At 71.0% G+C, this 12237-nt stretch carries 14 protein-coding genes; 9 read left to right on the forward strand and 5 right to left on the reverse strand.

Annotated elements, in window-relative coordinates:
* Window positions 1-330: 330 nt before the first annotated feature.
* The 4 genes from rpsA (at window position 331) to O1G22_RS31340 (ending at window position 4047) form a co-directional block, all read left to right on the forward strand.
* A complete protein-coding gene (gene rpsA / locus O1G22_RS31325; RefSeq protein ID WP_055707059.1) occupies window positions 331-1824 on the forward strand; it encodes a 30S ribosomal protein S1 in 1494 nt (497 codons plus the stop codon).
* A 172-nt stretch (window positions 1825-1996) separates the two neighbouring features.
* The gene (locus tag O1G22_RS31330) at window positions 1997-2935 is read left to right on the forward strand and encodes a PAC2 family protein (RefSeq protein ID WP_225096578.1); all 939 of its coding nucleotides are present in this window, start codon (window positions 1997-1999) and stop codon (window positions 2933-2935) included.
* Between the two features lie 45 nt (window positions 2936-2980).
* The gene (gene coaE / locus O1G22_RS31335) at window positions 2981-3616 is read left to right on the forward strand and encodes a dephospho-CoA kinase (protein WP_270084387.1); all 636 of its coding nucleotides are present in this window, start codon (window positions 2981-2983) and stop codon (window positions 3614-3616) included.
* 50 nt (window positions 3617-3666) lie between these two features.
* Window positions 3667-4047, forward strand: a complete 381-nt coding sequence (locus O1G22_RS31340; protein WP_270084388.1) for a tetratricopeptide repeat protein — start codon at window positions 3667-3669, stop codon at window positions 4045-4047.
* Between the two features lie 67 nt (window positions 4048-4114).
* Here the strand turns inward: O1G22_RS31340 and O1G22_RS31345 are convergent, their stop codons facing one another.
* Complete coding sequence (locus O1G22_RS31345) at window positions 4115-4438, reverse strand: DUF6343 family protein (protein ID WP_270084389.1); 324 nt, start codon at window positions 4436-4438, stop codon at window positions 4115-4117.
* Window positions 4439-4524: 86 nt separating this feature from the next.
* Between O1G22_RS31345 and O1G22_RS31350 the strand changes: the two genes are divergently transcribed.
* Together O1G22_RS31350 and O1G22_RS31355 are read left to right on the forward strand one after the other, a co-directional pair.
* Window positions 4525-5433 carry an acyltransferase domain-containing protein gene (locus O1G22_RS31350; RefSeq protein WP_270084390.1) on the forward strand — a complete coding sequence of 303 codons (909 nt, stop codon included), beginning with the start codon at window positions 4525-4527 and terminating at the stop codon, window positions 5431-5433.
* 98 nt (window positions 5434-5531) lie between these two features.
* Window positions 5532-6215, forward strand: a complete 684-nt coding sequence (locus tag O1G22_RS31355; protein ID WP_270084391.1) for a class I SAM-dependent methyltransferase — start codon at window positions 5532-5534, stop codon at window positions 6213-6215.
* A gap of 65 nt (window positions 6216-6280) precedes the next feature.
* Here the strand turns inward: O1G22_RS31355 and O1G22_RS31360 are convergent, their stop codons facing one another.
* Window positions 6281-7087 carry an RNA-binding S4 domain-containing protein gene (locus O1G22_RS31360; protein ID WP_270084392.1) on the reverse strand — a complete coding sequence of 269 codons (807 nt, stop codon included), beginning with the start codon at window positions 7085-7087 and terminating at the stop codon, window positions 6281-6283.
* Between the two features lie 170 nt (window positions 7088-7257).
* On the opposite strand from O1G22_RS31360, the gene O1G22_RS31365 reads away from it, so the two are divergent.
* Window positions 7258-7950 (forward strand): uracil-DNA glycosylase, encoded by a 693-nt coding sequence (locus tag O1G22_RS31365; protein ID WP_270084393.1) that lies wholly within the window; start codon window positions 7258-7260, stop codon window positions 7948-7950.
* A gap of 375 nt (window positions 7951-8325) precedes the next feature.
* Here O1G22_RS31365 and O1G22_RS31370 read toward each other — a convergent pair whose 3' ends face one another.
* The gene (locus O1G22_RS31370) at window positions 8326-9003 is read right to left on the reverse strand and encodes a GntR family transcriptional regulator (RefSeq protein WP_270084394.1); all 678 of its coding nucleotides are present in this window, start codon (window positions 9001-9003) and stop codon (window positions 8326-8328) included.
* Window positions 9004-9148: 145 nt separating this feature from the next.
* Here O1G22_RS31370 and O1G22_RS31375 point away from each other — a divergent pair, with 145 nt between their 5' ends.
* Together O1G22_RS31375 and O1G22_RS31380 are read left to right on the forward strand one after the other, a co-directional pair.
* Window positions 9149-10609: an NCS1 family nucleobase:cation symporter-1 gene (locus O1G22_RS31375; RefSeq protein ID WP_270084395.1), complete on the forward strand. Its 1461-nt coding sequence runs from the start codon at window positions 9149-9151 to the stop codon at window positions 10607-10609.
* Between the two features lie 5 nt (window positions 10610-10614).
* On the forward strand, window positions 10615-11331 hold the full coding sequence (locus O1G22_RS31380) for an aspartate/glutamate racemase family protein (RefSeq protein WP_270084396.1): 717 nt from the start codon (window positions 10615-10617) through the stop codon (window positions 11329-11331).
* Window positions 11332-11350: 19 nt separating this feature from the next.
* Here O1G22_RS31380 and O1G22_RS31385 read toward each other — a convergent pair whose 3' ends face one another.
* Both O1G22_RS31385 and O1G22_RS31390 read right to left on the reverse strand, forming a co-directional pair.
* Window positions 11351-11809, reverse strand: coding sequence for a GNAT family N-acetyltransferase (locus O1G22_RS31385; protein ID WP_270084397.1), 459 nt, complete (start codon window positions 11807-11809; stop codon window positions 11351-11353).
* Window positions 11806-12222 carry a RidA family protein gene (locus O1G22_RS31390; RefSeq protein WP_270084398.1) on the reverse strand — a complete coding sequence of 139 codons (417 nt, stop codon included), beginning with the start codon at window positions 12220-12222 and terminating at the stop codon, window positions 11806-11808. Before O1G22_RS31390 ends, O1G22_RS31385 begins: the two co-directional genes overlap by 4 nt.
* Window positions 12223-12237: the final 15 nt, after the last annotated feature.

The following is a 12237-nucleotide window of genomic DNA, read 5'->3' on the forward strand; positions in this document are numbered from 1 at the left end:
GGGGGTCCGTCATGGACGGGGTCCCCTCAGGCACGCGTGGCCTCGTGGGACGTTTCTTCTGCCGGGAATGCGGCGATCCGCCCTCGTCGTGCGCCTTCGCGCATTGACCATGCCCGCCTGCCCCCGTATGCTACAAGTTGCGCTGCGGGCCTGCGCACCTCAGACGTAGCAGGCTGCGCTCGCATCTGTTGTATGTCCCCTCGGTTGTCGAGGCGCCACCAGCGGTTTTGTGTGGCGCTTCCTTGGCTGTCCGGCTTCATCAGAGCGAAACGGGCTCCCGGCGTAAGCAGTACCTACGACTTCAATGTCCGTACCGGAGCCCTTTCCCACATGACGAGCAGCACCGAGACCACCGCCACCACCCCGCAGGTAGCGGTCAACGACATCGGTAACGAGGAAGCCTTCCTCGCAGCGATCGACGAGACGATCAAGTACTTCAACGACGGCGACATCGTCGACGGCGTCATCGTGAAGGTCGACCGGGACGAGGTCCTGCTCGACATCGGTTACAAGACCGAAGGTGTCATCCCGAGCCGCGAGCTCTCGATCAAGCACGACGTCGACCCGAACGAGGTCGTCGCCGTCGGCGACGAGATCGAGGCCCTGGTCCTCCAGAAGGAGGACAAGGAAGGCCGCCTGATCCTCTCGAAGAAGCGCGCCCAGTACGAGCGTGCCTGGGGCACCATCGAGAAGATCAAGGAAGAGGACGGCATCGTCACCGGTACCGTCATCGAGGTCGTCAAGGGTGGTCTCATCCTCGACATCGGCCTCCGTGGCTTCCTCCCGGCCTCCCTGGTCGAGATGCGCCGCGTCCGCGACCTCCAGCCGTACGTCGGCAAGGAGCTTGAGGCCAAGATCATCGAGCTGGACAAGAACCGCAACAACGTGGTCCTGTCCCGCCGTGCCTGGCTGGAGCAGACCCAGTCCGAGGTCCGCCAGACGTTCCTCACGACCCTCCAGAAGGGTCAGGTCCGCTCCGGTGTGGTCTCCTCGATCGTCAACTTCGGTGCCTTCGTGGACCTGGGTGGCGTCGACGGTCTGGTCCACGTCTCCGAGCTGTCCTGGAAGCACATCGACCACCCGTCCGAGGTCGTCGAGGTCGGCCAGGAGGTCACCGTCGAGGTCCTCGACGTCGACATGGACCGCGAGCGCGTCTCCCTGTCGCTGAAGGCGACCCAGGAAGACCCGTGGCAGCAGTTCGCCCGCACCCACCAGATCGGCCAGGTCGTACCCGGTAAGGTCACGAAGCTGGTGCCGTTCGGTGCGTTCGTCCGCGTGGACGAGGGCATCGAGGGTCTGGTCCACATCTCCGAGCTGGCCGAGCGCCACGTGGAGATCCCGGAGCAGGTCGTCCAGGTCAACGACGAGATCTTCGTCAAGGTCATCGACATCGACCTGGAGCGTCGTCGCATCAGCCTCTCGCTGAAGCAGGCCAACGAGTCCTTCGGTGCGCACCCGGAGGAGGTCGAGTTCGACCCGACCCTCTACGGCATGGCCGCGTCGTACGACGACCAGGGCAACTACATCTACCCCGAGGGCTTCGACCCGGAGACCAACGACTGGCTGCCGGGCTACGAGAAGCAGCGCGAGGAGTGGGAGCGCCAGTACGCCGAGGCGCAGGCCCGCTTCGAGCAGCACCAGCAGCAGGTCATCAAGTCCCGCGAGGCCGACGCTGCCGCTGCCGCCGAGGGTGGCGGCGAGGCCGCGGCTCCGGCCGCGACCGGTGGCTCGTACTCCTCCGAGGGCGCGGACACCTCCGGTGCGCTGGCCTCGGACGAGGCGCTGGCCGCGCTGCGCGAGAAGCTCGCCGGTGGCCAGAGCTGAACGCTAGCCGCTGGGCTTAGCCGATAGCTGGTCCTGAGGGGCCGTACCTTTCGAGGTGCGGCCCCTCAGCCGTCTTCCGGGGTGTTCGAGATCGCTGATCAGCGGCGTGTCATGGGAATGCCCGTGTTCCAGGGCGCGTTGACCAAGAGGAACACGAGGAGGAGCGGTCACAGTGCTTGATCCGCAGGGTTTGTACGCATGGGAGCCGAAGGGCCTCGCCGTTGTCGACATGGCGCTCGCCCAGGAGTCGGCCGGCCTTGTCATGCTCTACCACTTCGACGGATACATCGACGCGGGCGAGACCGGCGACCAGATCGTCGACCGGCTGCTCGACTCACTGCCCCACCAGCTCGTCGCCCGATTCGACCACGACCGGCTCGTGGACTACCGGGCCCGCCGGCCGCTGCTGACCTTCAAGCGCGACCGCTGGACCGAGTACGAGGTCCCGGCCATCGAGGTCCGCCTCGTCCAGGACACCACGGGCGCCCCCTTCCTGCTGCTGTCCGGACCCGAGCCGGACGTGGAGTGGGAGCGCTTCGCGGCGGCCGTCCAGCAGATCGTGGAGCGGCTCGGCGTGCGCCTGTCCGTGAACTTCCACGGCATCCCCATGGGCGTCCCGCACACCCGCCCGGTCGGCCTCACCCCGCACGGCAACCGCACCGATCTCGTCCCCGGCCACCGCAGCCCCTTCGACGAGGCCCAGGTGCCCGGCAGCGCCGAGGCGCTGGTGGAGTACCGCCTCAGCGAGGCCGGGCACGACGTCCTGGGCGTCGCCGCCCACGTCCCGCACTACATCGCCCGGTCCGCGTACCCGGACGCCGCCCTGACCGTCCTGGAGGCCATCACGGCCGCCACCGGACTGGTCCTCCCGGGCGTCGCGCACGCGCTGCGCACCGACGCGCACCGCACGCAGACGGAGATCGACCGGCAGATCCAGGAGGGCGACGAGGAGCTCACCGCGCTCGTCCAGGGCCTGGAGCACCAGTACGACGCCGCGGCGGGCGCCGAGACCCGGGGCAACATGCTCGCCGAGCCGGTGGACATTCCGTCCGCCGACGAGATCGGGCGGGAGTTCGAGCGGTTCCTGGCGGAGCGGGAAGGCGACAACTGACCTCAGCCGGTTCCGCTGTCAGCGGCAGGGCCTAAGCTACCGCTCATGCTGAGAGTAGGCCTGACCGGTGGCATCGGTGCCGGCAAGAGCGAGGTGTCGCGGCTGCTCGTGGAGCACGGGGCCGTGCTGATCGACGCGGACCGCATCGCGCGCGAGGTCGTGGCGCCGGGCACCCCGGGCCTCGCGGCCGTGGTCGAGGCCTTCGGTACGGACGTCCTCGCCACCGACGGCAGCCTGGACCGGCCCCGGCTCGGCTCGATCGTCTTCGCCGACCCCGAGAAGCTCGCCGTCCTCAACTCGATCGTGCACCCTCTGGTGGGCGTGCGCTCCCGTGAGCTGGAGGAGGCCGCGGCCGCCGACGCCGTCGTGATCCACGACGTACCCCTGCTGACCGAGAACGGCCTGGCGCCCCGCTACGACCTCGTGATCGTCGTGGACGCGAGCCCCGAGACCCAGCTCGACCGGCTGACGCGGCTGCGCGGGATGACCGAGGAGGACGCACGCGCGCGGATGGCCGCGCAGGCCACGCGCGCACAGCGCCGGGAGATCGCGGACATCGTGATCGACAACGACGTCCCCCTGGACACGCTGCACAAGCGGGTCGCGCAGGTGTGGGACGAGCTCGTACGCCGGGCCCGCGAGGAGTCCGCGGAGTCGTCCGCGGGATCATCCACGGAATAGCGGCCCGCTGTCCGCGCGTTGAACTGCCGGAGTGAGGGAAGGACTCAGCCGTGCCCGAGACCAGCGGTTCCACCGGACGTACTCCGGAAACGCATGTGATCGACTTCCGTGCAGCCGAGCATCTGCTCAACTCACGGGACCCACGCGGCGCGGTGAAACTGCTCGACGGAGTCATCGCCGCGCACCCCGAGAACACCGCCGCCCGCCTGCTGCGCGCGCGTGCCTTCTTCGCGGCGGCGCAACTGCGGCCCGCCGAGCTGGAGTTCACCATCGTGCTGGAGCGCGAGCCGGACAACGCGTTCGCCCATTTCGCGCTGGCCCGCACCTACGAACGCCAGGGCCGCCCCGAGCAGGCCAGACGCCACTTCCGGCTGGCGGCCGCGCTCGACCCCAACCCGGAGTATCTGAAGGCGGCACGCTTCGACGACTGAGCGGCCCGTCACGGGTGACGACCGAGCAGGCCTTCCCGGGTGCCGGTGCGCCGGCGCTGCGGGCCGGTCATGGATGCCGGTGCCTCGGCGGGCGCCGGAACGGCGGTCGCGTCTCCCGCGGCCGGTACGGCGGCCCGTCGTCCGGCGGCTGATACGGCGGTATGTCACGGCCCGGCTGGTAGTGCGGGCCCTGCCGCATGTGGCGAACGATCATGGTCAGGTCGGCGGTGACCACCAGCCACAGCACCGCGCAGGCCGCCGCCCAGCCGGGGCGTCCGGCGAGCGCGAACGCCGCCGTGCCGAAGATCGACCAGACCAGCCCCCACACGCTCAGCCAGAAACGCGCCCGCAGCGCACTGCGCGCGGTCGTCGGTTCACTGCCCGTACGCATGGGATCACCACTCCTCCTTGCAACGTACTCTTCGGTGACGACGTTCACCAACGCCCCTCGTCCGACGTTCGCCGAAGGGGGATCCAGTGCTGCCGGACGCCGACGACCTGCCCGAACTGCTCCTCGACCTGGCCGTGCCGCACGAGGACATCAACGTCCTGGTGGCACGACGCAGCCGGATCACCGGCGACCCGGGCGTGCTGCGGCTGCTCAGGGAGTGCGTGGAGGAACTGTTCCACGACCCGGCGGAGCCGGGCCGCGCCCCTGACCTCGCCGGGCTCCTCGATGCGGCACCGGCCGAGCTGAGCCAGGTCTTCCCCGCGTACGTCTTCATCGCCGCGGTCCCGCGCACCCTCGCCCGGCACCGGGAACGCGGTATTCCGCCCGAGGTCTCCCGGCGCACCCTGGCCGACCTGGGCCGGCACATGGCACTGCACCGCAGCCGGCACGGCACGACCGGCGTGTCGGTGCGGGGCTGGCTCGTCCGGCACTTCCGCGGCGAGCTGTTCCAGCTGGGCCGGCTGCAGTTCGAGCGGGCGCGGCTCGGGGAGCGCACGGCGCCGGTGCTCGCGGCGGCCGGACTGACCGCGGCACCCGGCACGCCCTGCCTGAGCCTGCACATCCCGGACCACCACGGACCGCTCACGCCGTCCGCCTGCGACCGCTCCCTGGCGTGGGCCCGGGACTTCTTCGCCCTGCACTTTCCCGAGGAGCGGCCGGTGGCGGCGTTGTGCCACTCCTGGCTGCTCGACCGGCAGTTACGGTGTTATCTGCCCGCCGGCTCCAACATCGTCCGGTTCCAGGACCGGTTCCGCACCGTGCGAGAGGACACCGAACCGGCCGACACCGAGCCCGTCCGGTTCGTCTTCGGGGACCCCGGCCTGCCGGTGGCGGAGCTGCCGCGGCACACCTCCGTGGAGCGGGCGGTGGGGGACCATCTGCGGGCGGGCGGTCACTGGTACATCGGGCATGGCTGGTTCCCGTTCCCCGGCTGAACAGCGCGGGGCGGAGGTGCGTCACTCGAAAGGGTGAACTGGCGCGGGAGGGGAACGGGCGTGCGGGAGCGGGCCGTTGTTCGGGCATGACGGTCGAAATGCGTGAGGGACACGAAGGCACCGGACCCGGAGCGATCACCCCGGACGGCTGCGCGGTCGAGCTGTACGAGCGGCTGCCGGTGGGCGACGAGCCGGACATCATCGCGGCGGCGGTACCGGCCGGGGCGCACATCCTGGAGCTCGGCAGCGGAGTGGGCCGCGTGACCCACCCCCTGATCGAGCGGGGCTTCACGGTCACGGCGGTGGACGAGTCCGCCGACATGCTGACCCGGATCCGCGGGGCGCGCACGGTGTGCGCCCCCATCGAGGAACTGGACCTGGGCGGCGAGAAGTTCGACGTCGTGATGCTCGCGTCGTTCCTCGTCCACGCCGGCGACGAGGAGGTCCGCAGAGGCCTGCTGCGCACCTGCGCCCGGCATGTGGCGGAGGGCGGCTGCGTGCTCATCCAACGGGAGGGCGAGGACTATCACACGAACGTGCCCAGGGAGCGGGTCCACCCGAGCGGCTTGACGATCCGGATCGCCTCGGCGGAGCCCGTCGGCGAAGGGGTGAACTCGGTCCACGTCGAGTACGTGTTCCCGGACACGGTCTGGACCCAGACGTTCCTGGCCCGGCCCCTGACGAAGGAGCAGTTCGAGTCGGCACTGGAGGAGGCGGGACTGGAGGTGGACACGTATCTGACACCGGACAGGGTGTGGGTGCGGGCCGTACCCAAGGCATAGCGGGCGTCCACCGCTGCCTCACCGGGAGCGGTGCACCGTGCTCCGGCAGCCCGGCCGGGGACGGATCAGCGCCCCCGGGAACGCCCGCCCGATCCACCGCGCCCGCCTGACGCACCGGCGTCACCCCGCCCACCGGATCCGCCCGGCCCGCCGGGGCCACCGCCACGGCTCGCGCGGCCACCCGCTCCGGCGGACGAGCCACGTCCGCCGGATCCGCCGGACTTGGTACGGCCGCCCTGCCCGCCCGTTCCACCAGCCCCACTGGATCCGCCCGGTCCACCCATCCCGGCGAAGCCTCCGGGGCCGGCGCCGAAGCCTCCGGGGCCGGTGAAGGGGCCCGGAGTGCCGAGGCTGCGGAGGCGTTCCATCTCGCGGCGGTCTCGCTTGGTGGGGCGGCCGGTGCCTCGGTCGCGCAGGCCGGCGGGGGCCACGGACTCGCGGGGCGGGGGCGGCGGGGAGTTGTCGATGTAGCACTGGACGGCCACGGGTGCGCCGACGCGCTTGCGGATCAGGCGCTTGACGATCACGACGCGTTCCCGGCCCTCGTGCCGCAGGCGTACCTCGTCGCCGACGCGCACGGCGTAGGCGGGCTTCACCCGCTCACCGTTCACATGCACATGGCCGCCCCGGCAGGCGGTGGCGCCCAGGGAACGCGTCTTGATCAGACGTACGGCCCAGATCCAGCTGTCGATCCGGACCGTTTCCCCGGTCGCCGGCCCCGCGGCCTCGGCGGCGGCCACCGCGGCGGCGATCTTGGGATCGAGGGGCCGGCCGCCTGACGTACCGGAGTCGTCGGGGTGCTGGGCGGGGCTCACGCCGTCCGGTCCGCCGGTTCCACGGTTCAGGTTGTCGTCCGCATCCTCGGAAGCCATGAACCGACCTTAACGCCCCGGGCCGGTTGCGCCGGACGCGTTTTCCAGGGGGCGGGGAAGCGGTGCGGGGCTGTCCGTGCAGATCAGGGGCCTCATGGGGTGTGGGGCCGCTTTCACCCGGGCTGCGTCGGGGAGGGAGGGGCAGGAGTCGGGGGGCATACCGTGGCCTTATGGACGTCAGCTGCGCTCTCGCCCGGCTCGACCGGCGCGTCACGGAGTGCCGGGCCTGTCCCCGGCTGGTGGAGTGGCGTGAGGAGGTGGCCCGGACCAAGCGGGCCGCGTTCGCCGACTGGACGTACTGGGGGCGGCCGGTGCCCGGCTTCGGCCCGGCCGACGCCCGGCTGCTGATCATCGGGCTGGCCCCCGCCGCGCACGGAGGCAATCGCACCGGCCGGATGTTCACCGGCGACCGCTCCGGAGACGTGCTCTACCAGGCGCTGTACGACGTGGGGCTCGCCTCGCAGCCGACCTCCGTCAGCGCCGGCGACGGACTGGAGCTCTACGGTGTCCGTGTCACCGCGCCCGTGCACTGCGCGCCGCCCGCCAACAAGCCGACCACCGGCGAGCGCGACACCTGCCGCCCCTGGCTGGTCCAGGAGCTGAAGCTGCTGCGCCCGACGCTGAAGGCTGCCGTCGTCCTCGGCGCCTTCGGCTGGCAGGCCGCGCTGCCGGCGTTCGCCGAGGCGGGCTGGAGAGTGCCCCGGCCCCGCCCGGTCTTCGCTCACGGCACCCGGGTCGCGCTCGACGACCTCGACCTCTTCGGCTGCTTCCACGTCAGCCAGCGCAACACCTTCACGGGCAGGCTCACCGCCGAGATGCTGCGCGAGGTGCTGAGCACGGCGGCGAAGACGGCCGGCCTGTGATGGCCGACCTCAGCCGCCGACCTTGAGCCGCCCCCTACGACAGCCGTCTGCTCGGCCGCCCCGTACGACCGCCGTCCCCTGAGCCGTCCTGTACGACCGTCGTCCCCTGAGCCGCCGACAGCGACCGGGCCACCCTCGGCCGGCCCCACTGGCCCCTGCACCCTCGGTCCCGTCGGCTGGCCATCCTTGCCCCAGTCCCCGCCGCCCCAACGCCCGTCGCCTCAGCCGCTGTCGGCCCCGCCACCCGCGCCCCAGTCCCCGTCGACTCCGTCCCTGCCGGCCCCAGCCCCCTCGCTCGGCCCCGTCACGCCTCGGCAGTCCCCGCCTGCTCAGGCCACGGCCGGCCCTGCCACGGCCGGCCCCGCCACCGTCGGTTCAGTCCCTGCCGGATTGGTCTCCCTCTGCCGGATCCATGCCGAACAGATGCCGCACCGTCGACCGATAGTTGGCGCGGACGTGGTCGAGGGCGTGGGTGCGGGCTCGGGCCGGGTCGCCGGAGGCGATCGCTTCGTACAACTCGCGGTGTTCGGTGAGGAGTTGGGGCCACTCCTCGTTGCGCCGGGTGAGCCAGCGCAGGCGGCCGTCGACCGGCTCCATGACCGAGATCAGCAGGCTGTTGCCGGCCAGGGCGCGGATGCGGTCGTGGAAGCGGGTGTTGATGTCCGTGATCGCCTCGGCATCGCCCTCCTTCGTCGCCCGCGCCGCCTGCTCCAGCAGCTCCCGCAGCTCCGCGAGGGCCTCCGGAGTCACTCGGGTCGCCGCCAGCCCCGCCGCGTAGACCTCCAACGCCTCGCGCAGTTCGAAGAGTTCCCGGACGTCGGTCGGCGTCAGCCGGCGTACGACCGTGCGGCGGGCGGACTCGAAGAGGACGAAGCCCTCGGCGACGAGCGCGCGGATCGCCTCCCGCACCGGCACCCGCGAAACGCCGAACCGCTCGGCCAGCTCCCGTTCGACGAGCCGGTCACCGGGGGCCAGGCGCCCGGCGATGATGTCCTCCCGCAGGCTCGCCAGGACCCGTTCGCGCACCGCGCCCAGGGGTTCGATCTTCGTCATGGGCCCATCTTCGCCGAAGCGAGGGGTCTTTTACCGGGCTGTAACGGCAACGACATCGGTGCGAATGCTTGACGAAGGCACCATGTCGGCAGTTTGGTATACCAAACTCGCCGCCGTCCTCCGTCCCCTCGCTCATGGAGGCCCCGTGTCCCTCGCTGATCGCGCCGAAGCCACCGGCGCCACCGCGTTCGTCCCCGACCCCCGCCTCGTCAACGAGGACCTCGCCCCCGCCGCGCAGCGGAACTGGAAGGTCTTCGACCTGTTCGCCATGTGGATGTCCGACGTCCACAACCTCGGCAACTACACCTTCGCCGCCGGTCTGCTGGTCCTCGGCATGAACGTCTGGCAGGTCTTCACGGCCCTGCTGGCCGGTTTCGTGCTCATCTACGTCGGCATGAACCGGATGGGGAAGATCGGCCAGCGCCACGGTGTGCCGTTCCCTGTGGTCAGCCGCATCAGCTTCGGCGTCTGGGGCGCCAACATCCCGGCGCTGATCCGGGCCGTGATCGCCATCATGTGGTACGGCATCCAGACCTATCTGGCCTCCGTCGCCGTCAACGTGATGCTGCTGGCCGCCTGGCCGGGCCTCGTCTCCCTCACCCACCACTCCTTCCTCGGCCTGGACGCGCTCGGCTGGATCTCCTTCCTCTCCCTCTGGCTGATCCAGGCGCTGATCATCACGCAGGGCATGGAATCCGTACGGAAGTTCCAGGACTTCTGCGGTCCCGCGATCTGGCTGGTGATGATCGCGCTGGCGGTCTGGGTCCTGGCCAAGGCCCACTGGAGCATCTCGCTCACCTCCACCCCGCACCCGGTGTCCACCGGCGAGCAGTGGCGTCAGTGGTTCGGCGCGATCGGCCTCATCCTGGCCACCTACGGCACGCTGATGCTCAACTTCTGCGACTTCTCCCGCTTCACACCCGACTACAAGACCGTCCGGCGCGGCAACTTCTGGGGCCTGCCCATCAACTCAACCGCCTTCGTCGTCGTCTCGGTGATCGTCACGGCGGGCTCACTGAAGGCGTTCGGGCAGGCCATCACCGACCCGGCGGAACTGGTCGCCAAGGTGGGCAACACCTGGGTGCTCGTCGTGGCCGCGTTCACCTTCGCGGTGGCGACCATGGGCGTGAACATCGTCGCCAACTTCGTCTCACCGGCGTACGACCTCGCCAACGTCTGGCCGCAGAAGATCACCTTCAAGATCGGCGGCATGATCAGCACGGTGGCCGCCCTGCTCGTCACCCCCTGGAACCTCTTCTCGAACCCGACCGTCGTCAACTACTTCCTCGGCGGCCTCGGCGCCTTCCTCGGCCCGCTGTTCGGCGTGATCATGATCGACTACTACTGGGTCAAGCGCGGCAAGGTCGACGTCGACGCGCTGTTCGACGCCCGGCCGGGCAGCCCCTACCACTACCGCAAGGGCGTCAACCCCAAGGCGCTGTGGGCGTTCCTGCCCTCCGCCGCGGTCGCCGCCGTGCTGGCGCTGGTGAAGAGCTTCAGCGATGTGGCGCCGTACTCCTGGTTCATCGGCACCGCACTCGCCGCCGCCCTGTACGCGGCGCTGTGCCGGCGGCAGCGCACGGATCTCACGGCGCAGGAGGCCTGACGGACGTGCGGATCATCGTCACCAACTGCAACACCACGCGGGAGATGACCGACGAGATCGTGCGAGGTGCCCAGGCCACCGCGAGCCCGGGCACCACCGTGACCGGTCTGACCCCCGCCTGGGGCCCGGCCTCGGCCGAGGGATGGCTCGACAGCTATCTCTCGGCCGCGGCCGTCCTCGACACCCTGCGCACCTACGACGGGCCGCCGTACGACGCCGTCGTCCTGGCCGGATTCGGTGAGCACGGCCGGGAAGGCGTACGAGAACTGGTGGACGTCCCGGTCGTGGACATCACCGAGGCCGCCGCCCACCTCGCCTGCCTCCTCGGCCGCCGCTACGGCGTCGTCACCACCCTCGACCGCTCGCGCGGCCAGATCGAGGACAGCCTGGAGACGGCCGGCGTGGCCCGCAACTGCGCCGCCGTCGTCGGCACCGGCCTCGGCGTCCTCGACCTGGCCGACGACCCCGGGCGTACGGAGTCCGCGTTCCTGTCGGCGGCCGAGCGGGCCCGCGACGCCGGCGCCGAGGTGCTGGTCCTGGGCTGCGCCGGGATGACGGGCCTGCAGCGCACGGTGGGCGAGAAGCTCGGTCTGCCGGTGGTCGACGGCGTCGCGGCGGCGGTCCGGCTCGCGGAGTCCCTGGTGGCCCTGGGCCTGAGGACGAGCCGGGCGGGCAGCTACGGCAAACCCTTGCCGAAGGAGAGGAGGTGGGGGCGGCCGTAGAAGTGAGCCGGGCGTCGGGTCAGGCCTGGGGCCGCCAGACGTACCGCACATCCGGTTCCCGTTCCTCGTTACCACTCCCGTCGGTGAACTCGACGGCCGTGAATCCGTGCCGCTCGTAGAACCGGTGGGCGGGCTTGTTGACCTGGAAGGTCCACAGGGTCAGCCCGCCCGGAGCGCGCTCCTTGGCCAGCGCGACGAACCGGTCGCCGATCCCGCGCCCCCGCCAGTCCGGGTCCAGGTACAGCTGGGACAACTCCCCTTCGCGCAGCACCATCACGCCGACGATCCCGGCATCGGCCGCCTCCGCCACCCAGGTCTCCCGCAACGGCACGACGACGTCCCGGAAGTGATTCCGTACGTCGTCGTCGGAGCGCGGCCGGACGACGGTGGGCAGCGCGGCACGGAACGACCGCAGCCACACATCGGCGGCGGCCCCGGCGTCCGCCGCCCCCGCCCGCCGGAGAACGACGTCACTCATTCCCGCCCCGCCCCCTCCAGCACCACCGCCGTGGCCGTGATCTCCACCAGCTGCCCGGGGTACCCGAGGCAGGCGACGCCGATCAGCGTGGACGAGTGCGGCCCCGCGCTCAGGCCCGAGGCCTCGACCACGTCCCACACCGCCGACAGCACGGCGGGCTCCGCGCTCACCACGTACACATCGGTCACGACCACATGCGCCAAGTCGCTCCCCACGGCGTCCAGTTGCTCCCGCAGATTGGCGATCACCTGCTCGGCCTGCCGCACGGCGTCCCCCGGTCCCACCAGCTCCCCCCGAGCGTCGAGCGGCACGGACCCGGCGAGAAAGGCAAGCCTGGTGCCGGCCTCCACCACCGAGGCGTGCGCGTAGGTGGGCGGCGGGAAGAGGCTGGGCACGGTCACTCGGCGGATCATGACGGCTCCTCGGGC

This window comes from Streptomyces camelliae, from assembly GCF_027625935.1.
GTDB lineage: Bacteria > Actinomycetota > Actinomycetes > Streptomycetales > Streptomycetaceae > Streptomyces > Streptomyces camelliae.

Coding starts and splice junctions, on each gene's coding strand:
- rpsA (WP_055707059.1), top strand. CDS start 331: ATGACGAGCAGCACCGAGACCACCGCCACCACCCCGCAGGTAGCGGTC.
- coaE (WP_270084387.1), top strand. CDS start 2,981: ATGCTGAGAGTAGGCCTGACCGGTGGCATCGGTGCCGGCAAGAGCGAG.
- O1G22_RS31345 (WP_270084389.1), bottom strand. CDS start 4,438: ATGCGTACGGGCAGTGAACCGACGACCGCGCGCAGTGCGCTGCGGGCG.
- O1G22_RS31355 (WP_270084391.1), top strand. CDS start 5,532: ATGCGTGAGGGACACGAAGGCACCGGACCCGGAGCGATCACCCCGGAC.
- O1G22_RS31360 (WP_270084392.1), bottom strand. CDS start 7,087: ATGGCTTCCGAGGATGCGGACGACAACCTGAACCGTGGAACCGGCGGA.
- O1G22_RS31365 (WP_270084393.1), top strand. CDS start 7,258: ATGGACGTCAGCTGCGCTCTCGCCCGGCTCGACCGGCGCGTCACGGAG.
- O1G22_RS31370 (WP_270084394.1), bottom strand. CDS start 9,003: ATGACGAAGATCGAACCCCTGGGCGCGGTGCGCGAACGGGTCCTGGCG.
- O1G22_RS31385 (WP_270084397.1), bottom strand. CDS start 11,809: ATGAGTGACGTCGTTCTCCGGCGGGCGGGGGCGGCGGACGCCGGGGCC.
- O1G22_RS31390 (WP_270084398.1), bottom strand. CDS start 12,222: ATGATCCGCCGAGTGACCGTGCCCAGCCTCTTCCCGCCGCCCACCTAC.